General features: G+C 37.1%; 21 protein-coding genes, 5 tRNA genes and 4 riboswitches. Of the genes, 24 read left to right on the top strand and 2 right to left on the bottom strand.

The features are described 5' to 3' along the window. Window positions 1–9 precede the first annotated feature (9 nt). The 7 genes from KFD70_RS20240 (at window position 10) to KFD70_RS20210 (ending at window position 2,477) form a co-directional block, all read left to right on the top strand. Window positions 10–85 (top strand) — tRNA-Thr (locus KFD70_RS20240). A gap of 3 nt (window positions 86–88) precedes the next feature. Next, window positions 89–159 (top strand) — tRNA-Trp (locus KFD70_RS20235). Between the two features lie 10 nt (window positions 160–169). Next, window positions 170–246, top strand: a tRNA-Ile gene (locus KFD70_RS20230). 3 nt (window positions 247–249) lie between these two features. Next, window positions 250–324: transfer RNA gene (locus KFD70_RS20225), tRNA-Asn, on the top strand. Between the two features lies 1 nt (window position 325). Continuing rightward, window positions 326–397: transfer RNA gene (locus KFD70_RS20220), tRNA-Glu, on the top strand. 170 nt (window positions 398–567) lie between these two features. Then, on the top strand, window positions 568–987 hold the full coding sequence (locus KFD70_RS20215) for a CBS domain-containing protein (protein ID WP_336450638.1): 420 nt from the start codon (window positions 568–570) through the stop codon (window positions 985–987). Window positions 988–1,325: 338 nt separating this feature from the next. Then, a complete protein-coding gene (locus tag KFD70_RS20210) occupies window positions 1,326–2,477 on the top strand; it encodes a DUF3965 domain-containing protein (protein WP_336450639.1) in 1,152 nt (383 codons plus the stop codon). 90 nt (window positions 2,478–2,567) lie between these two features. On the opposite strand, the gene KFD70_RS20205 is transcribed toward KFD70_RS20210, so the two are convergent. After that, entirely contained in the window at window positions 2,568–2,900 is a 333-nt protein-coding gene (locus KFD70_RS20205; protein ID WP_336450640.1) for a hypothetical protein, read from the bottom strand. A 6-nt stretch (window positions 2,901–2,906) separates the two neighbouring features. Next, the gene (locus KFD70_RS20200) at window positions 2,907–3,980 is read right to left on the bottom strand and encodes an SH3 domain-containing protein (protein WP_336450641.1); all 1,074 of its coding nucleotides are present in this window, start codon (window positions 3,978–3,980) and stop codon (window positions 2,907–2,909) included. Window positions 3,981–4,534: 554 nt separating this feature from the next. Further along, window positions 4,535–4,646: riboswitch (TPP riboswitch) on the top strand. 61 nt (window positions 4,647–4,707) lie between these two features. Further along, a riboswitch (TPP riboswitch) is annotated at window positions 4,708–4,810 on the top strand. A gap of 84 nt (window positions 4,811–4,894) precedes the next feature. On the opposite strand from KFD70_RS20200, the gene tenA reads away from it, so the two are divergent. The 17 genes from tenA to kdpC all read left to right on the top strand — a co-directional run bounded on the left by tenA (window position 4,895) and on the right by kdpC (window position 18,879). Beyond that, window positions 4,895–5,590, top strand: coding sequence for a thiaminase II (gene tenA / locus KFD70_RS20195; protein WP_336450642.1), 696 nt, complete (start codon window positions 4,895–4,897; stop codon window positions 5,588–5,590). After that, a complete protein-coding gene (locus KFD70_RS20190; RefSeq protein ID WP_336450643.1) occupies window positions 5,559–6,308 on the top strand; it encodes an ABC transporter ATP-binding protein in 750 nt (249 codons plus the stop codon). Before tenA ends, KFD70_RS20190 begins: the two co-directional genes overlap by 32 nt. After that, window positions 6,305–7,057 carry an ABC transporter permease gene (locus KFD70_RS20185; RefSeq protein ID WP_336450644.1) on the top strand — a complete coding sequence of 251 codons (753 nt, stop codon included), beginning with the start codon at window positions 6,305–6,307 and terminating at the stop codon, window positions 7,055–7,057. The genes KFD70_RS20190 and KFD70_RS20185 overlap by 4 nt, the downstream gene beginning before the upstream one ends. Then, window positions 7,054–8,055, top strand: coding sequence for an ABC transporter substrate-binding protein (locus KFD70_RS20180; protein WP_336450645.1), 1,002 nt, complete (start codon window positions 7,054–7,056; stop codon window positions 8,053–8,055). Before KFD70_RS20185 ends, KFD70_RS20180 begins: the two co-directional genes overlap by 4 nt. Window positions 8,056–8,065: 10 nt before the next feature. Further along, on the top strand, window positions 8,066–8,686 hold the full coding sequence (gene tenI / locus KFD70_RS20175; RefSeq protein ID WP_336450646.1) for a thiazole tautomerase TenI: 621 nt from the start codon (window positions 8,066–8,068) through the stop codon (window positions 8,684–8,686). Beyond that, window positions 8,679–9,788 carry a glycine oxidase ThiO gene (gene thiO / locus KFD70_RS20170; protein WP_431613306.1) on the top strand — a complete coding sequence of 370 codons (1,110 nt, stop codon included), beginning with the start codon at window positions 8,679–8,681 and terminating at the stop codon, window positions 9,786–9,788. Before tenI ends, thiO begins: the two co-directional genes overlap by 8 nt. Before the next feature lie 15 nt (window positions 9,789–9,803). After that, window positions 9,804–10,007: a sulfur carrier protein ThiS gene (gene thiS / locus KFD70_RS20165; protein WP_336450648.1), complete on the top strand. Its 204-nt coding sequence runs from the start codon at window positions 9,804–9,806 to the stop codon at window positions 10,005–10,007. 2 nt (window positions 10,008–10,009) lie between these two features. Then, a complete protein-coding gene (locus tag KFD70_RS20160) occupies window positions 10,010–10,780 on the top strand; it encodes a thiazole synthase (protein ID WP_336450649.1) in 771 nt (256 codons plus the stop codon). Beyond that, window positions 10,773–11,792 carry a thiazole biosynthesis adenylyltransferase ThiF gene (locus tag KFD70_RS20155; RefSeq protein WP_336450650.1) on the top strand — a complete coding sequence of 340 codons (1,020 nt, stop codon included), beginning with the start codon at window positions 10,773–10,775 and terminating at the stop codon, window positions 11,790–11,792. Before KFD70_RS20160 ends, KFD70_RS20155 begins: the two co-directional genes overlap by 8 nt. A 16-nt stretch (window positions 11,793–11,808) precedes the next feature. Continuing rightward, window positions 11,809–12,621: a bifunctional hydroxymethylpyrimidine kinase/phosphomethylpyrimidine kinase gene (gene thiD, locus KFD70_RS20150; RefSeq protein WP_336450651.1), complete on the top strand. Its 813-nt coding sequence runs from the start codon at window positions 11,809–11,811 to the stop codon at window positions 12,619–12,621. 281 nt (window positions 12,622–12,902) lie between these two features. Continuing rightward, window positions 12,903–13,050: riboswitch (cyclic di-AMP (ydaO/yuaA leader) on the top strand. Window positions 13,051–13,143: 93 nt separating this feature from the next. Next, on the top strand, window positions 13,144–13,542 hold the full coding sequence (locus KFD70_RS20145) for a hypothetical protein (protein ID WP_431613305.1): 399 nt from the start codon (window positions 13,144–13,146) through the stop codon (window positions 13,540–13,542). A gap of 16 nt (window positions 13,543–13,558) precedes the next feature. Then, window positions 13,559–13,789, top strand: coding sequence for a hypothetical protein (locus tag KFD70_RS20140; RefSeq protein ID WP_431613304.1), 231 nt, complete (start codon window positions 13,559–13,561; stop codon window positions 13,787–13,789). A 263-nt stretch (window positions 13,790–14,052) separates the two neighbouring features. Then, window positions 14,053–14,198, top strand: a riboswitch (cyclic di-AMP (ydaO/yuaA leader). A gap of 101 nt (window positions 14,199–14,299) precedes the next feature. Next, window positions 14,300–14,404, top strand: a complete 105-nt coding sequence (locus KFD70_RS20135; protein ID WP_336450654.1) for a signal peptide protein — start codon at window positions 14,300–14,302, stop codon at window positions 14,402–14,404. Next, on the top strand, window positions 14,401–14,481 hold the full coding sequence (kdpF, locus tag KFD70_RS20130) for a K(+)-transporting ATPase subunit F (RefSeq protein WP_000972378.1): 81 nt from the start codon (window positions 14,401–14,403) through the stop codon (window positions 14,479–14,481). The genes KFD70_RS20135 and kdpF overlap by 4 nt, the downstream gene beginning before the upstream one ends. A 19-nt stretch (window positions 14,482–14,500) precedes the next feature. After that, the gene (gene kdpA / locus KFD70_RS20125; protein WP_431613307.1) at window positions 14,501–16,165 is read left to right on the top strand and encodes a potassium-transporting ATPase subunit KdpA; all 1,665 of its coding nucleotides are present in this window, start codon (window positions 14,501–14,503) and stop codon (window positions 16,163–16,165) included. A gap of 22 nt (window positions 16,166–16,187) precedes the next feature. Next, complete coding sequence (gene kdpB, locus KFD70_RS20120; protein ID WP_431613303.1) at window positions 16,188–18,281, top strand: potassium-transporting ATPase subunit KdpB; 2,094 nt, start codon at window positions 16,188–16,190, stop codon at window positions 18,279–18,281. Window positions 18,282–18,300: 19 nt separating this feature from the next. Continuing rightward, window positions 18,301–18,879, top strand: a complete 579-nt coding sequence (gene kdpC / locus KFD70_RS20115; RefSeq protein WP_431613302.1) for a K(+)-transporting ATPase subunit C — start codon at window positions 18,301–18,303, stop codon at window positions 18,877–18,879. The last annotated feature ends 50 nt before the right edge of the window (window positions 18,880–18,929 follow it).

Below are 18,929 nucleotides of genomic sequence, written 5' to 3'. Positions count from 1 at the left end.
TTTTGAAAAGCCGGCTTAGCTCAATTGGTAGAGCAACTGACTTGTAATCAGTAGGTTGGGGGTTCAAGTCCTCTAGCCGGCACCACTTAGGGGCATAGTTTAAAGGTAGAACAGAGGTCTCCAAAACCTCCGGTGTGGGTTCGATTCCTACTGCCCCTGTAAGAAATATGGGCCTATAGCTCAGCTGGTTAGAGCGCACGCCTGATAAGCGTGAGGTCGATGGTTCGAGTCCATTTAGGCCCACCATATTCCGCAGTAGCTCAGTGGTAGAGCTATCGGCTGTTAACCGATCGGTCGTAGGTTCGAGTCCTACCTGCGGAGCCATGGCCCGTTGGTCAAGTGGTTAAGACACCGCCCTTTCACGGCGGTAACACGGGTTCGAATCCCGTACGGGTCATAAAAAAGAGTCAGCAATTAGCTGACTCTTTTTTCTTGTGAAAATATAATGCGAAAGCTTTTTCCTTTTGTATATACGATAACATTAATTTGAAATTCCCTTTATTTCATAATAAATAAAGGGAATTTGGAAAAACTATAGTATGTATAAGAAGGAGGGAATAAAGCTACATGACAACAGTTAGAGAATTTATGAGTACCGATATTGTACAGTGTACACCGCTAGATAATGTATATGAAGCTGCTGTGAAAATGAAAGAAGAGGACATTGGAATGATTCCAGTTGTAGAGAACAATCAAGTGGTTGGTCTTGTCACTGATCGTGATTTAGTTGTTCGTGGAATTGCTGAGAAACATCCCGGGTCTAATAAAATTACAAATATCATGACTACAGGAATTGTGTCTGTTTCTCCTGATGACTCTATTGAAAAGGCTACAGAGTTAATGGCGCAGCACCAAATTAGAAGACTACCTGTAGTTGAGAATGGCGGGCTTGTTGGGATGTTAGCGTTAGGTGATTTAGCAATAGCAGAGAAAGCTGATGATCAAGCAGGATTTGCTTTAAGTGAAATTTCCGAGCATACAGAATAAAGGAATATCTGCAGATTATTTTTCGTTTAGAGAATAGGTAAGATTGGATACGTTTTATTAATAATGTAAATAAAGCTATATTGTGATTAAAGCGTATCCAAAATATTACGCATAGATATAAATATGCTTCATTAAATGTATCTGGAGAATGACATATGTTAAGTTCATTTGAAATTTTATTTAACAATTTCCATTACTAATTTTTGTTATGTTAAAAAATGATATAATAATAAATAAAAGCTTCATAAGGAATTTTGAATATAATAATATTTATAATATTATGATTATCTACTAAACTATCAAAGATTTTATATAAATAGAAACGGAGGGGAAATAATATGAGGGAGGTACAGAGTAATCCAAATTGGAATTTGGTTACAGAGGCTTATGTGGAACCAACTAATTTTGCAGATTTATTTTCCTTACTTGTACCAAATCATCCAAAAGGCGAAGGAAAAGAACGGACAATTTTAGCTTGGAAAGAAAAAGAATTTTATAAACAGGAAAACTTGGCTCCGTTTATTTTATATGGAATGAATAAAGTGAAGGAGTTGCCACAGTTTCATAAAGATGAAATACCAACTTTAGTTCGTATTGTTCGTTTATGTCAGGACATCGGTTGGTATAAGGAAGCTTATACATTTATGGTGAACCATAAATTAGATGAATTTGTACATACATCTATGGAATATGAAACGTGGGATGTTTTAACCCAAGTTGTGGCTTGGAACTACTTAATTGTAAAATATCGCATCGGGAAATCGGAAAATAGAGATGTAATGATATGGGAAAGAATTAAATTTAATGAGGAATGTATTGAAAAATGTGAAAAGCTATTATCTCATAAGGAAGTAATGGAACTTACATTTTTTTATATTTGCAAACAGGCAAAACGATTGTCCAAAGAAGAATTGGATCAAGAGATGATGAATTTAGCAATATACTGTAATACATACGTTTATGACTTATACATATATGACTTATTAAAAAAATATCGTAAGTGTACGGATTTTTTAACATATTATGGACCGAGTCGTTCTGTTGTTGCATGTCAAAGGGCTGTAATCGCTCAAATTTCTGACCGCCTTAATCCGCTAAAAACTACTCATGTGGATGATTATCTTTATGTAATGAAGGAAATGATGGAGCATATGTCATTTGAGTTTATGAATCGATACGAGCACTTCATTGGAAAACTATTATCATATGTACCATTTTTTGAAATGATTCAAGTTCCGCAACATGCATATTATTGTGAAGAGTTGATGTATGTTTGTAAAGGAATTGAACATAAAGAAGAAATCCTGCGGAATTATATATTTATACAATTACACGATTGTTTACCGTCATTTATTAAGCAATTTCTAAAGAATAAGCGTTATGCAACGATTCATGATATTTTATTTTACTGGTGTGATGATGAACAACGAATGGGCTTAGAGAAGAAATATAATTTAAGTTTTATTTATGAACGATATGCGTGTGGATAAAAAGAAATTTTTCAATATAATGTATAGATGAAAAAAGGGGTCTCATTTTAAGTGAGACCCCTTTTTTCGTCGTAAATGTAGAAGGCTGTTCTAAGCTTCTTGTTGGTTCTTACGGTGTTCAGGAATATAAATATATTGGGAAATGATGGTTAGCACCCCTATAAAAAATACAGGGAATATAGCAGCCATATGAAAACCACTATAAATAATATTTGTTATTAAGCCGCTTATAATAATAAATGCAGTATATATATGAGAAATTTGTTTCTTCAGTCGAATTTTGAATGCTTCCATCAATGATTCAATAGCAACAAATGAGATGACGATACCCAAAAAGACAAGGTTCGTATTGTAAATGACTAAGCAACAGATTAAACCGAGAAAAGCTATATACTCAATTATTAATGGTATATTACGTGACATATAATATTACCGAACCAAATAAGGCAGTGGATTTACTGCGTTTGTCTTTTCAAAATTCCATTCACCATTATGTAATTCAAAATGGAGATGTTGTCCAAATGAATGACCTGTATTTCCCATATATCCTAATAATTTCCCGGTTTGAACTTGATCAACAACTTGTACTGAACGGTCTTTCATATGAGCGTAAACGGTTGTATATAGTTTACCTCGAATATGATGTGCTACAAATACGACATTTCCATAGCTAGCAGAGTAATAAGACTTTATAACTTTACCTGCAGCAGCTGCATGAATTGAAACATTACCTGGTGCGGAAATATCTATACCATAATGCATTTGTTCCCAGCGCATATCAAATGTAGAACTAATCGTTCCTTGAGTAGGGAATTTAAAAACAGCAGGAATAGAAGGAGCGGCTTGTCTCGTTTGTGGTTGTTTTTGAATAATATAATGCTTTGCTACAAATCCGTAAGATGTTCCGAAGCGAACTTTGTACCAGGTACCAACTGTTTCTATAACAGTGACTTGTGTTCCGTTTTGTAAAGCCCCAATTACAGCAGTATCTGTTCCAGCTCCACGGCGGACTTTTAAGGTAGGTGTAGCAACGTAAAAGGAAGATTCATTTTGTATTGTAACCCCTTTTACTAATGGTTCTGATGTATGAGATACAAATTCTTTTTTTACATATCCTTGTTGCCCATTATGTGAGACTTTATACCAATCCCCTTTTGTTTCTTGGACGGAGATGAATTTACCATTGGATAATCTATCAATAATAGAGGATTTGATATTTGGTTTAGAACGAATATTTAACACATTGGCATTTACGATATAACTATTGTTCCGTTCAGTATATTTAGTAAACGCAATATTTGTTTTTTTTAAGGAGTTAGTTTTATCTCTTGTATTTATCCTATTATTCAAATATAATATTTCTGGGCCTGGTTTTATATGTTGAATGTTTTGTGTAGGCAATTCTTGGGCTGCTACAGTACGTGTGTCTACTTGATTTATGGATGGAAGTAGAGATGCGACTGCGACAGTAGTTGCCGTTAAAGCTGTAGCTTTCTGTTTCATCTAATATTAGCCCCCCATCGATGTATTAATATATTTTTTATTATAGTATAAAGATATAATATTTTGTGCATTGTTCACATAACTGTAATATGATATGTGAAAAAAATAACGACTTTTTAATGGAATCGAAATATATTACAAGAATAACAGATAAACAATCATTAGAGTTTGGATAAAAGATAATTATATAAATATCAGTTAAAAAATCGACATAAAACCTTTCTTTTTGAGTGGGAGAGAGGATCCGTCAATGGATAGAAGCGGTCAGGGCCTTTTTCTGCCCCATGCCGTGTGAAAACAAAAAGTGGGAATAAATGGAAAATTGTTTTTACTTTCATAGCCGTAGCTCATATGTCGAAAAATCAAAATGGAGTTATATAGTATTTTCAGAATAAATATAGAAATACAAATTGAAAAAATGGAAGAAGAACGTTTTTAGGTGGGGAAGAGAATCCGCCTATGCATAGAAGCGACCAGATCCTTTTTAAGTGCCATGCTAATTTAAAACAGTTGCTGATAACACATGACAATGTTATACTGACTATGGTAATTTCATATTGTGCTAGGAGAGCTGGTGTTGCCAGCTGAGAGTAAGACCGAAAGTCTTTTATCCTTTTACTACCTGATCTAGATTATGCTAGCGTAGGGAAGCAATTCGGACATGAACATTAGGTCCCCGTTTCTTTGCGTAAAGAAACGGGGCTTTTTTATTTGCCAATTTAATAGTGAAAACCACTAGGGGTGCTTTGCATGCTGAGAGAGGAATAATCCTTAACCCTTACGGACCTGATCTAGGTAATACTAGCGAAGGGAAGTGGAGCAACGAATAAATGTATTTTTATTTGCTGAACCACTTCTTATATAGAAGTGGTTTTTTATTTTAATAAATAGATATAAAGGAAGGGGAAATATAAATGAAATTTTGTGAGAGGTTATTTGAAACTGTGCAGCCTGTTTGGGAGAAAAGTCATAACCATCCATTTGTAACTGGAATGGGGGATGGCACGTTAGAAAAAGACAAATTCCAATATTACATCGTACAAGATTATTTATATTTGCTAGACTATGCGAAGGTTTATGCAATTGGAGTTGTAAAGGCAACGAATCCATATGTGATGGGGAAATTTGCAGAACAAATAGATGGTATTTTAAATGGAGAAATGACGATTCATAAACAGTATGCAAAACGTCTTGGTATTTCTATACAAGAGATGGAGGAAGCAAAGCCATCTGCTAAAAATTTAGCGTATACAAACTATATGATGTCAGTATCTCAAAATGGCACGCTTGCAGAGTTAATTGCGGCTCTTCTTCCATGTATGTGGAGTTATTGGGAAATTGGAAAGCGCTTAAATGATATTCCAGGAGCGAGGGATCATGAGTTCTTCGGAGAGTGGATTCAAGGATATAGCTCAGAAGAGTATGGAAGTCTTTGCATTTGGCTAATGGATTTATTAAATGAACTAGCTGAAGGGAAATCTGAACAAGAGCTAGCTAGATTAGAAGAGATTTTCTTATATTCTAGCCGATTTGAGTATTTATTCTGGGATATGGCGTATCGTAAGGAGATGTGGGGTTTTGAGGAGCAAGAGCATACTACAATTTCATAATGTTTCCTTTCATTATGATGAAAAGCCAATCATAAACGGTCTAGATGCTTCCGTGCAAGAAAAAGAGTTTGTTAGCATTATTGGGCCGAGTGGCTGTGGCAAAAGTACATTGTTTCGTTTAATTACAGGATTAGAAGAACCTACGGCTGGAAATATTCAACTGACAGAAACAACGAGTCATCCTGTAGGGTATATGCCACAAAAAGATATGCTTCTGCCGTGGAGAACGATTATTGAAAATGCAGCATTGCCGTTAGAGTGCCAGGGGATAAAGAAAAAAGAAGCACATGTAAAAGCAAAAGAGCTGTTAGAACAATTTGGTTTACAAGGATACGAGAACAAATATTCGAAAGATTTATCAGGTGGTATGCGGCAACGAGTATCCTTTATTCGAACCTTATTAACAGGCGGGGACGTTTTGTTGTTAGATGAACCTTTTAGCGCATTAGATGCTTTAACGAAAGCAACGTTGCAAGAATGGTTGTTTGAACAATGGAAACAGTGGCAAAAAACAATTTTATTTATCACACATGATGTGGAGGAAGCGCTTTTTCTTTCCAATCGAATTTTAGTTGTGACCGAGCAGCCTATTACCACTTTGACGGAGCGTATTGTACCACTTGGAATAGATCGCTCAAGAAAAGATTTGCATAAACCTGAGATATTAGCTTTAAAAGATGAATTACTTAGTATGCTGCAAAGGCAGGTGCTCGTATGAAGCGTGTGACAGAGTTATTACCTGCACTGATTTTAAGTAGCATACTGCTCATAGCTTGGGAGGTGGGAGCTAGAATTGTTGACGAGATGTACATATTGCCATCTCCTACTGCAATTCTAGCGAAAATGTGGGCGTTGCAAGATATATTGCTTACAGTTCATTTGCCGGCAACGTTATACGTGGTTTTGATAGGAGTTGTTATTTCCATTGTACTTGGTGTGGGGCTCGCGATGTTAATGAATGCTAGCACATGGATAGAAAGAGCATTTTATCCGTTACTAGTTGCATCACAAACGATTCCAATTACAGCGCTAGCACCATTGTTTGTTTTATGGTTTGGATATTCAATTTGGAGCAAAGTAGTTGTGACCGTTTTGATTACATTTTTCCCAATTGCCGTAAATACGTATGATGGGTTACGCAGTACGAAAAAGGAATGGGAGGAGCTTTTAGTTACATATGGTGCAACGAAAAAAGATATTTTTCTAAAGTTAAAATTGCCATCTGCACTTCCGTACTTTTTCTCTGCTTTAAAAATAGCTGTTCCGCTTAGTGTAATTGGAGCAGCGATTGGCGAGTGGCTTGGTGCACAAGCGGGTTTAGGATACTTTAGTAAACGAATGATGACGCAGTTAGATGGGGCAGGCGTATTTGCACCGATTGTACTGTTATCAGTACTAGCTATTTTCTTTGTATTACTCGTTTCGATATTAGAAAAGAAATTCATTAGTTGGAGGAAACATTCATGAAATTATTCAAGCGCATCTTTGTGTTTACATTATTAGTTGTAATGATTGCAGGATGTTCTAGCAATTCAGCATTAGAGAAGCAAAAGAAAGAGAAAGAAATTACAGTGATGCTCGATTGGTATCCAAACGCGGTTCATAGTTTTATCTATGCAGCGATTGAAAAGGGCTACTTTAAAGAAGAAGGAGTAAAGGTGAATATTAAATTCCCATCTAATCCAACCGATCCATTAACGTTAGCGGCAGCAGGAAAAGTAACAGTTGGTCTATACTATCAGCCAGATGTTGTCATCGCAAGAGCAAATGAACAAATTCCAGTGAAATCAATTGGAGCTGTGGTCCGTTCACCACTAAATCATGTTGTATCGTTAAAATCAGCAGGTATTAAATCACCAAAAGACTTAGAAGGTAAAACAGTTGGTTATTCTGGAACACCTTTAAGTGCGGCATATTTAAAAACGATGGTAAAAGAAGCTGGTGGAAATCCTAGTGCTGTGAAAGTAGTAGATGTTGGATTTGATTTGGTGCCGGCGTTAATTACGAAAAAGGTAGATGCTGTCACAGGTGCTTACATTAACCATGAAGTTCCTGTTATGCGCCATCAAGGCCATGAGCCAGCATACTTTAATCCAGCTGAGTATGGTGTACCAAATTATCATGAACTTGTTTTTGTCACAGGTGATAAAACATTGAAGAAAGATAAAGAATCATTACAAGCATTTTTACGTGGTGCGAAAAAGGGCTACGACTTCATGAAGAAAAACCCAGATGAAGCACTAAATATTTTATTAGATCATCAAGAAAAAGAAAACTTCCCGCTTGTTCCGGAAGTTGAAAAAGAAAGTATGAAAATTTTATTAGAGAAAATGGAAACGAAAGATGAGCCATTTTTATCAGACACAAAAGAGTCATGGGAAAAACAAAATAAATGGTTGAAAGAAAAAGGAATGACAAAAGAAAGCGTTCCTGCCAATGAATTATTTGAAAATATTTTAAAGTAGGCGAGTGAATATGAAAGACGAGCTCCATGTTATCTCAAATGGTCAGATGACATTCGAAGAGTTAACGAATGTAGCGATGCAAATTGAGAGTGAGATTGATTATTTGCATATTCGTGAGCGAGAAAAAAGTACGAAAGAGTTGTATGAAGGTGTGGAAGGTCTCCTAAAGAGGGGCTTTCCAGCATCTAAGCTTGTGATAAATGACCGAATCGATATTGCAATTTTATTACATATCCCTCGCGTCCAATTGGGATATCGAAGTGCAGATGTTAGGTCTGTGAAAGAAAAGTTTTCGTATTTGCATGTTGGGTATTCTGTGCATTCTTTGGAAGAAGCGATAACAGCTTTCAAAAACGGTGCAGATTCTCTTGTTTATGGCCATGTATTTTCAACGGATTGTAAGCGGGGCGTTCCGGCAAGAGGATTAGAAGAAATTTCAGATATGGCAAGGCGATTAACGATACCGATTACAGCTATTGGAGGGGTAACACCTGAAAATACAGCAGAGGTTCTTCGGTCTGGTGTGAGTGGTATTGCTGTTATGTCTGGAATTGTCAGTGATCGTACTCCATACGAGAAAGCAAGATTGTATAAGGAAACAATAAGAAAGTGGGCGGAAAATCATGAGTAAGGTATATGATGTAGCCATTATTGGCGGTGGTGTAATTGGTAGTTCAGTTGCACATTTTCTAGCAGAAAGAGGATACCAAGTGACGATTGTTGAGAAAAAAAGGATTGCATCTGAAGCTTCTAAAGCAGCGGCAGGTTTACTTGGTGTACAGGCGGAGTGGGATGCGTATGATCCACTATTTGAGCTTGCTAGGAAAAGCCGTGAAATATTTCCACAACTTGCAGAAACGTTACGTGAAAAAACGGGTATTGATATTGGGTATGAAGAGAAAGGTATCTATCGTATTGCTCAAACTGAAGACGAGAAGACAAGAATACTAGATATTATGGGCTGGCAACAGGAAACAGGTGAAGAATCATATTTTATGACCGGAGATGAGCTTCGTAAAAAAGAGCCATTTCTCTCTTCATCCATTATGGGGGCTGTATACTATCCGAAAGATGGTCATGTCATCGCGCCGGAACTTACGAAAGCATTTGCGCATTCTGCAGCCGTTTCTGGAGCTGATATATATGAACAAACAGAAGTATTTGATATCAAAATAGAGAACAATCGAGTAGTAGGGATTATTACGAATGAAGGTATGATTCTATGTGAAAAGGTAGTAATTGCCGGTGGCTCATGGAGCACAAAACTTCTTCATCATTTTGATAAAGAGTGGGGTACATACCCTGTGAAAGGAGAAGTTGTTGCTGTAAAGAGCCGTAAACCACTATTAAAATCTCCTATTTTTCAAGAACGATTTTATATCGCGCCAAAACGTGGTGGACGTTATGTAATTGGAGCAACAATGAAGCCTCATACCTTTAATAAATCTGTACAACCAGAAAGTATCACTTCAATACTAGAGCGTGCTTATACAATCTTACCAGCTTTGAAAGAAGCGGAATGGGAAAGTGCTTGGGCGGGGTTACGCCCACAATCTAATCACGAAGTTCCTTATATGGGAGCGCATGAGGAAATAAAGGGATTGTATGCTTGTACAGGCCATTACCGAAACGGAATTTTATTAAGTCCTGTTTCTGGTCAATATATGGCAGATGTAATAGAAGGAAAGCAGGGGAGTCATTTACTAGATTCATTGCTTTCTAAAACGGTTTAGAAAGGGGATGGAAGCTTGAACTTAAAAATTAATGGTAAGCAAGTAGAGGTACCTGGGAGTGTTAAGACAGTAGCAGAACTGCTTACGCATTTAGGATTAGATACAAAGATTGTTGTAGTAGAACGCAATACAGATATTTTAACAAAAGAAGACCATCAAAGCGTATCTGTTTTTGATGGAGACCAAATTGAGATTGTAACTTTCGTAGGAGGCGGTTGATTATGTTAAACATTGGACCATTTACATTCAACTCTAGACTTTTATTAGGAACAGGAAAATTTTCAGATTATGATGTACAAAGAAAAGCAATTGAAGTATCAGAAGCAGAAATTTTAACATTTGCAGTACGTCGTATGGATATATTTGATGCAGACCAACCGAATTTGTTAGAAAAAATTGATGTAAAAAAGTATACATTACTACCAAATACAGCAGGAGCGAAAAATGCTGAGGAAGCAGTTCGTATTGCGAAATTAGCAAAAGCTTCAGGGCTTTGTGACATGGTAAAAGTAGAGGTTATTGGAGATGACAGAACGTTATTACCAGATCCAGTAGAGACATTAAAAGCCTCTGAAATGCTACTAGAAGAAGGTTTTATCGTTCTTCCTTACACATCAGATGATGTTGTATTAGCTCGTAAATTACAAGAGCTTGGTGTTCACGCGATTATGCCTGGTGCATCACCAATTGGTTCAGGTCTTGGCATTGTGAACCCATTAAACTTAAGCTTTATTATTGAGCAAGCAAAAGTACCAGTTATTGTTGATGCAGGTGTTGGTAGCCCAGCGGATGCTGCGTTTGCAATGGAATTGGGAGCAGATGGCGTGTTATTAAATACAGCTGTATCAGGCGCGAAAGACCCTATTAAAATGGCATCCGCAATGAAACTAGGTATTCATGCAGGGCGCTTAGGATTTGAAGCAGGGCGTATTGCACGTAAGCGCTGCGCGACGGCAAGTAGTCCTTTAGAAGGAATGAGTGTAGTTGAATAATCGATATTCTCGCCAAGAGCTATTTTCTCCAATTGGAGAAAAAGGGCAACAAAAGATAGGAGACAAGCATGTACTAATTATCGGGGCGGGAGCACTTGGTAGTGCGAATGCAGAGATGCTTGTGAGAGCTGGTGTTGGCCGTGTAACAATTGTCGATCGCGATTATATTGATTGGAGTAATTTACAACGTCAGCAGCTATATTGTGAGGAGGATGTAGAAAATAATCTTCCCAAGGCTATAGCAGCCCAAAGGCGCTTGCAAGCAATTAATAGTCATGTAACGATAAAGGCTCTTGTCCAGGATGTAACAGCTGAAGAATTAGAAGAGCTCGTTAAAAATGTTGATGTCATGATTGATGCGACTGATAATTTTGAAACACGTTTTATCGTTAATGATATATCACAAAAGTATTCTATTCCGTGGATTTACGGGGCGTGTGTAGGAAGCTACGGTCTTTCTTATACGATTTTACCAGGAAAGACTCCGTGTCTATCTTGTTTATTACAATCCATCCCGCTTGGCGGAGCGACATGTGATACAGCAGGGATCATTTCACCTGCTGTATCTCTCGTTGTTTCTCACCAAGTAACGGAAACTCTTAAACTTTTAGTAGGAGATGATGAGGCACTTAGGGAAGGGCTTGTATCGTTTGATGTATGGAAAAATGAATATTCATGTATGAATGTACAAAAACTTCGAAAACATAATTGTCCTTCATGTGGTGAGGAAGCTGTGTATCCGTATTTAAATAAGGATAATACGTCAAAAACTGCAGTTTTATGCGGGAGAAATACAGTTCAAATTAGACCTCCCCATAAAGAACAATTAGATTTTGAACGGTATAAAGAACTGCTGCGCGATCGTGTAGCTGATTTAATGGTGAATCCATATTTATTATCATTTTCGGTTGAAGATAAGAGACTAGTTGCGTTTCAAGATGGCCGGGTTCTTGTACATGGAACGAAAGATATAGTAGAAGCAAAAACAATTTACCATCGTTATTTTGGATAGGAAAAGGGTGAGTGAGATGAAAGTGAATAAAGCTTTAACAATTGCTGGATCTGATAGCGGCGGTGGTGCTGGGATTCAAGCAGATTTAAAAACATTTCAAGAGCTAGGTGTATACGGAATGACGGTTATTACTGCTATTACAGCCCAAAATACACTTGGTGTGCAAGGTGTATATCCAGTTGCAATAGAAGGGATTCAGGAGCAATTAAATTCTATTGGTACAGATTTAACACCAGATGCTGTGAAGCTTGGTATGCTATTTAGTAGCGAAATTATTAAGGTTGTTGCAGAAAACATTAAAAAATTTGGCTGGAATAATATTGTACTAGACCCTGTTATGATTGCAAAAGGTGGAGCATCTCTATTACAACAAGAAGCTGTGCAAGCATTAAAGGAATATTTACTACCAATTGCCACAGTTATAACTCCCAATGTACCGGAAGCAGAAGTATTAACAGGAATGGAGATTCATAATATAGAAGATAGCAAAGAAGCTGCAAAAGTATTGCACAAATTAGGTGCTCAGTATGTTCTTATGAAAGGTGGACATGCTGAATACCAAGGTAACGAAGTAATTGATTTACTTTTTGATGGTCAGCAGTTTGTTGAATTTAGAAGCGAAAGAATTGATTCAAAACAAACGCATGGTAGTGGTTGTACATTTGCATCTGCTGTAACGGCGGGACTTGCAAAAGGGTATCCGATTGAAGAAGCGGTTCAAGAAGCGAAACAGTTTATTAGCATAGCAATTGAACAGCAATTAAATATTGGAAGTGGTCATGGACCAACGAATCATTTTGCATATAAACGACAAGAAACACGTGTATAAATATTCGTATTCGGAAACAGGAGCTAGCAGGCTCCTGTTTTTGTCGTTATTTGTCGCGCGGTCGATATCCTTTGTCGAATCGCCGATATATTGAAAAAATCGCTGATATATGTTGAGAAACGGTCGATATATTTGGATTTGCGCCGATAAAATTTCATTTGCCAATTTTTCTCTACAGCGCTCTTGCTAAAAATTCTATCTCTCCCGTTTAACGGTCATATAACTGGCTTTTTTGTTGTTTACTTTTTCCATATTTAGGAGTATTATATCAGCCAGAATCTTTTTTTGTAACGCTGAGTCCAATTCATTTGGAGCGGAGGAACCAAATTGTGCATGGTCACTAGGGGTGAATCTTTCATGATGAAAGTAGGGCTACTCTCAAAGTCCGAATCCGACAGCTAACTTCGTAAGCGTCTTGGGAGAGGATGGTGCATGGATGGATATATCGCTTCATCGGTCTGATTAGTATAGGAGAATATCAATCTATATTCGAATTCTTTTATGCTAAGGAGGAAGATGTACATGGATGAGGAAAAAGAATTAACACTCGTTTGTGTAGGGGAAGAAAGTAAAGTAAATAGTTTAAGAAAGTTAATATCTTTTCAAAGTGATTTAATTATTTTTACAGCAAATGAACAAATAGCAGATGAAGTGCGAGCATATGGCTTTGAATCAACGTATTACTGCAATAAGGAACTAAATATAACAAGTATTTGTAACGGAATAAAAAAAGTAATCTTACTAGGAGATGAACTTCCAACGGTTAGTTTCTTTACGGAGCGCATTCGCTTTTCTTTTCAAGCGCCTATTACAGTTGTTACAAGGAATAAACGATATCCCGTAAGGCTCTATGAAACAATTGGAGCTAAATTTGTAGTGTTTACAAATTGTGATAACATTTCTTTTTTATTTTTTGAATAGGGCGGAGGAAGTGAAGATGAAGGTGTTATTACGTGAGGATATAGCAAATCGTTGGGCGGTATCATTGGAGCGAGTTCAAGAATTAGCCATGCAAGATCCTATTTTTCCAGATCCATATATAGTCTTGCCATCGAAAGATAATTTGTATTTAGAAGCGGATATTATTGAATATGAGAAACTGCATGTGGAGCTGTCACAAATTTATACTCGAGGGAGAAATTTACGTTCATTTTTACAAAGAGAATAAGTTTTGAATAGAAAAGAGAGCGAGTTTTAAGTGTTACAAACTATACACTTAAAATCATTCGCTCTTTTTTCTTTCATATTTAAAAGATGATTAATGAAAAAGAAAGGAAAGACAAGGAAACAGATGAGAAAATATTAAAAACCCTTAATGTAAACGCTTAAACGACGGGATATTTTCTTATTTTAGGTAATTTTCCTCTTTACAAGTGAAATAGAGAGGAGTATATTTACATTCATAAATTGTTCATAAAAATTTCCAAAAACAACCTGATATCGCTGAGTCCAATTATTTGGAGCGGGGGAACCAATTTTGTGCATTGTCACTTGGGGTGAATCTTTCATTACGAAAGTAGGGCTACTCTTTAGGCCCGAATCCGACAGCTAACCTCGTAAGCGTTTGGAGAGGAGGTTTACTTTTGTGTTGTTCATTTTTGAACACTGAGTAGAGCCTCAGTGTTCTTTTTTTGATAGGTAAATGGTAAATTTTAACATTTTGAAATGAGGGATTGGAATGCTAGATGTAGTGATAATCGGAATCTTTGTTGTATTAGTAGCATCGATGATAGGGCTTACGAGCTGGTCAGATAAAGTTGTGAAAGAAGGGAAGCAATCATGATGATTGCCTTATCAGTTATTGTAGCAGCGATTACTGTGTATTTAGTTTATGCGTTATTAAATCCGGAGAAGTTTTAATTAGGGGGAAAAGGCGATGATGGTATGGGTGGCAGCTATCGTAACGATATTATTATTTGTGCTACTAGCGAAACCGATGGGGGCTTATTTAGAAAAAGCGTTTCAAGGTAGTAAAACATTAGAGAAAGTATTTGGACCAATTGAAGGAGTCATTTTTAAATGTGGTGGTATAAAGCAGTGTAATCAGACATGGGTACAATACGCATTAGCGATGTTGTTAACAAATGGACTTATGATTCTATTTGTTTATCTTGTTTTTAGATTGCAAGGTATTCTCCCATTAAATCCAAGTAAAGTGGAGGGTATGGAACCTACACTTGCATTTAATACAGCAATTAGTTTTATGACGAATACAAATTTACAACATTATAGCGGTGAAAGTGGTTTGTCGTATTTATCACAGATGATTGGAATTACGTTTATGATGTTTACTGCACCAGCGACAACATTAGCGTTAGCAATTGCATTTATTCGTGGTCTAGCAGGAAAAGAATTAGGAAATTTCTTCGTTGATTTTGTTCGATCAATTATAAGGGTGTTAATGCCAATCGCATTTGTTATGGCACTTGTATTCATAGCACAAGGAATGCCACAAACGTTCAGTGGCACTGCGGTAGCACATACACTTGAAGGTGCAAAACAGATGATTCCGCGCGGTCCGTTAGCATCTTTAGAATCTATTAAAATGCTAGGGAATAACGGTGGAGGATTCTTTGGGGTTAACTCGGCACATCCTTTTGAGAACCCAACAGCAATTACAAATGTATTACAAATGATGCTTATGATGTTGATTACAACATCAATTCCATTCACATATGGAAGAATGATAGGCAGTAAAAAACAAGGAAGAATTTTATTTGTATCCATGCTCATGATGTTTATTATTGGATTTGGTACAGTTGTAACGGCTGAATTACAAGGAAATCCAGTATTAAATCATTTAGGAATGGATAGTACAGAGGGGAATATGGAAGGGAAAGAAGTTCGATTAGGAACAGTAATGACATCTTTATTTGCGACAGTAACAACTGCTTCTGAAACAGGTGGGGTTAACGCGATGCATGATACATTTACGCCAATTGGCGGGATGTTACCACTTGTGAATATGCTGTTAAATACAGTGTTTGGCGGTGTCGGAGCAGGATTTATAAATGTTATGATGTATGCGATGATTGCGGTCTTTATTTCAGGTTTAATGGTCGGACGTACACCAGAGTTTCTTGGTAAAAAGCTAGAAGGAAAAGAAATGAAGCTAATCGCAGTAACATTATTATTCCAACCATTATTAATTTTGGGTGCATCAGCGATTGCTTTTTCTACAAGTTTAGGCACGGATGCAATTACAAATTCAGGATTCCATGGTATTACACAAGTAATCTATGAATTTACTTCATCGGCAGCAAATAATGGTTCTGGTTTTGAAGGATTAGCAGATAATACACCATTTTGGAATATTTCAACCGGACTTGTGATGTATTTAGCTCGTTTCTTTGGCTTAGTCACAATGCTTGCAGTGGCAGCTTCATTGAAAGAGAAAACATTAGTACCAGAAACAGTCGGAACATTCAGAACGGATAACGGTTTATTTGGTGGAATTTTCGTTGGCACAATTTTTATTGTTGGTGCATTAACATTCTTCCCAGTATTAGTATTAGGGCCAATTGCAGAGTTTCTAACTCTATAAGAAAGAAGCGAGGGGAATAAACATGAGACCAGCTATGGTGAAAGAGAAGTATATACAAGCCGTGCCATCTCCAAAACGAGAAGATGGTGAAATAAGAAGCGCGAAAACAATGGATCGTGATATTGTATCAACTGCTTTAAAACAATCCATTGTAAAGTTAAATCCGAAGCAAATGGTTAAAAATCCAATTATGTTTGTTGTGGAAATTGGCTTTTTCATTACATTGATTTTATCAATTGTACCGAGCTTATCAACAAATGTTCCATTATGGTTCAATATAACAGTTACACTCGTTCTATTATTTACAGTTCTCTTTGCAAATTTTGCAGAAGCGTTGGCAGAAGGACGGGGAAAGGCACAAGCTGATTCGTTAAAACAGTCGAAAAAAGATGTCTTTGCTAATATTGTAAAAGAAAATGGAGAGGTTACGAGAGTTTCAGCATCTAGTTTGAAAAAGGGTGACATCGTTCTTGTGAAACAAGGCGAGATGATCCCAGGTGATGGAGAAGTTATACGCGGTTTAGCATCGGTAGATGAATCCGCTATTACAGGGGAATCAGCCCCAGTAATGAAAGAAGCGGGCGGCGATTTTTGTTCTGTGACAGGCGGAACGATGGTTGCGAGTGATGAAATTACGATACAGATTACAAGTAATCCAGGTGAGTCGTTTTTAGATAAAATGATTTCGTTAGTCGAAGGAGCAACACGTCAAAAAACGCCAAATGAAATTGCGTTAAATACAGTACTAACTAGCTTAACATTAATCTTTTTAATTGTAGTTGTCACACTGCCGTTATTTACGAATTATTTAGGTTTTCAAATTGATACATCGATTCTCGTTGCCTTACTTGTTTGTTTAATTCCAACAACAATTGGTGGATTGTTATCTGCGATTGGGATAGCTGGGATGGATCGTGTCACAAAGTTTAATGTACTTGCAATGAGCGGGAAAGCAGTAGAAGCAGCAGGGGATATCAATACGATCATCTTAGATAAAACGGGTACCATTACATTTGGGAATCGTATGGCGCATACTTTGTTACCTGCCGGAAATGAAACAATTGAAAAATTAGCAAAATGGGCGGCGCTTAGCTCTGTATTAGATGAAACACCAGAAGGCCGTTCCGTTATTGAGTATGTAAACTCAAAAGGTCTTTCTTACAATGCGTCAGAAGCAGAAACAGGAGAATTTGTTCCATTCAAAGCAGAAACAAGAATGAGTGGTGTTGATTTAAACGATGGAGTAAAGGTAAGAAAAGGAGCTGTTGGAGCGGTCGTTGATTGGGTGCAGTCTCAAGGTGGAACGATTCCGAAAGATTTACATCAAAAGGCAGATTTGATTGCAAAAGAAGGTGGAACACCACTTGCGGTTGCAGCGGGGAATCGTATTTTCGGTTTAATCTATTTAAAGGATACTGTAAAACCGGGTATGCGTGAGCGATTTGAACAACTTCGTCAAATGGGGATTAAAACCGTAATGTGTACGGGTGATAATCCATTAACAGCGGCAACGATTGCCAAAGAAGCGGGGGTAGATGAATTTGTAGCAGAATGTAAGCCAGAAGATAAAATAGCTGTTATTAAAGCAGAGCAAGAAAAAGGAAAATTAGTTGCAATGACGGGTGATGGTACGAACGATGCACCGGCACTTGCACAGGCTGATGTTGGCCTTGCGATGAATAGTGGTACAGCGGCGGCGAAAGAAGCAGCGAATATGATTGATTTAGATTCCAATCCAACGAAAATTATTGAAGTGGTAGCAATTGGAAAACAGTTATTGATGACGCGTGGTGCATTAACGACATTTAGTATTGCAAATGATATTGCGAAGTATTTTGCGATTATACCTGCAATGTTTACAGTGGCAATTCCGCAAATGGAAGCATTAAACATTATGGGGTTACATTCGCCATTTTCAGCCATTCTTTCAGCGCTCATTTTTAACGCAATCATCATCCCAATGTTGATTCCGCTAGCAATGAAAGGAATTTCTTATAAACCGATGAGTTCGAATGCATTGCTCTCGCGTAACTTATTTATTTACGGTTTTGGCGGTGTACTTGTACCATTTATCGGTATTAAACTCATTGATTTAGTCGTTGGACTATTCATTTAATAGAGAAGGGGACATACTCATGACAGAAAAACAAAGTTTCTTAGGACCCGTCGTTCGTTTAACTGGTGTGCTTGTTGTGTTATGTGGATTGATTTATCCATCTGCGGTAACTGGGGTTGCACAAATAACGATGAAGGATAATGCAGATGGAAGTTTAATATATGATAAAGGTAAAGTAATTGGTTCTAAATTAATCGGTCAAGAATTTAAATCTCCAAAATATTTTCAAGGGCGTATATCCAGTATTGAGTATAAAGCAGAAGGTTCTGGATCTAATAACTATGCGCCTTCTAATCCGGAACTACTGCAACGTACAGAACAAAGTATTGAAAAATGGAAAAAAGATAATCCCTCTGTACCAGTAACTGAAGTGCCGATGGATCTAATTACAAATTCAGCTTCTGGACTTGATCCAGATATTAGTCCAAAATCCGCATACGCACAGGTGGATCGTGTTGCGAAAGAAACACAAATTTCAAAAGACAAATTAAAAGATATGATTGCTTCACATACAGAAGGTCGTGCACTTGGTTTATATGGGGAAGAACGTGTCAATGTATTAAAGTTAAACATCGAAGTGCAAAAACTAACAAAATAATAGATAAACTACCTCAATCCATATCGATTGAGGTAGTTCGTTTTGTAAGG

This window comes from Bacillus pfraonensis, assembly GCF_050768835.1.
GTDB lineage: Bacteria > Bacillota > Bacilli > Bacillales > Bacillaceae_G > Bacillus_A > Bacillus_A pfraonensis.
The sequence above is the reverse complement of the archived record's forward strand: the minus strand, read 5'-3'. Positions and strand labels throughout refer to the sequence as shown.

Coding starts and splice junctions, on each gene's coding strand:
- thiO (WP_431613306.1), top strand. CDS start 8,679: ATGAGTAAGGTATATGATGTAGCCATTATTGGCGGTGGTGTAATTGGT.
- kdpF (WP_000972378.1), top strand. CDS start 14,401: ATGATGATTGCCTTATCAGTTATTGTAGCAGCGATTACTGTGTATTTA.
- tenI (WP_336450646.1), top strand. CDS start 8,066: ATGAAAGACGAGCTCCATGTTATCTCAAATGGTCAGATGACATTCGAA.
- KFD70_RS20180 (WP_336450645.1), top strand. CDS start 7,054: ATGAAATTATTCAAGCGCATCTTTGTGTTTACATTATTAGTTGTAATG.
- KFD70_RS20140 (WP_431613304.1), top strand. CDS start 13,559: ATGAAGGTGTTATTACGTGAGGATATAGCAAATCGTTGGGCGGTATCA.
- thiD (WP_336450651.1), top strand. CDS start 11,809: ATGAAAGTGAATAAAGCTTTAACAATTGCTGGATCTGATAGCGGCGGT.
- KFD70_RS20205 (WP_336450640.1), bottom strand. CDS start 2,900: ATGTCACGTAATATACCATTAATAATTGAGTATATAGCTTTTCTCGGT.
- tenA (WP_336450642.1), top strand. CDS start 4,895: ATGAAATTTTGTGAGAGGTTATTTGAAACTGTGCAGCCTGTTTGGGAG.
- KFD70_RS20210 (WP_336450639.1), top strand. CDS start 1,326: ATGAGGGAGGTACAGAGTAATCCAAATTGGAATTTGGTTACAGAGGCT.
- KFD70_RS20160 (WP_336450649.1), top strand. CDS start 10,010: ATGTTAAACATTGGACCATTTACATTCAACTCTAGACTTTTATTAGGA.
- kdpA (WP_431613307.1), top strand. CDS start 14,501: ATGGTATGGGTGGCAGCTATCGTAACGATATTATTATTTGTGCTACTA.
- KFD70_RS20135 (WP_336450654.1), top strand. CDS start 14,300: ATGCTAGATGTAGTGATAATCGGAATCTTTGTTGTATTAGTAGCATCG.
- KFD70_RS20215 (WP_336450638.1), top strand. CDS start 568: ATGACAACAGTTAGAGAATTTATGAGTACCGATATTGTACAGTGTACA.
- kdpC (WP_431613302.1), top strand. CDS start 18,301: ATGACAGAAAAACAAAGTTTCTTAGGACCCGTCGTTCGTTTAACTGGT.
- KFD70_RS20145 (WP_431613305.1), top strand. CDS start 13,144: ATGGATGAGGAAAAAGAATTAACACTCGTTTGTGTAGGGGAAGAAAGT.
- KFD70_RS20185 (WP_336450644.1), top strand. CDS start 6,305: ATGAAGCGTGTGACAGAGTTATTACCTGCACTGATTTTAAGTAGCATA.
- kdpB (WP_431613303.1), top strand. CDS start 16,188: ATGAGACCAGCTATGGTGAAAGAGAAGTATATACAAGCCGTGCCATCT.
- KFD70_RS20200 (WP_336450641.1), bottom strand. CDS start 3,980: ATGAAACAGAAAGCTACAGCTTTAACGGCAACTACTGTCGCAGTCGCA.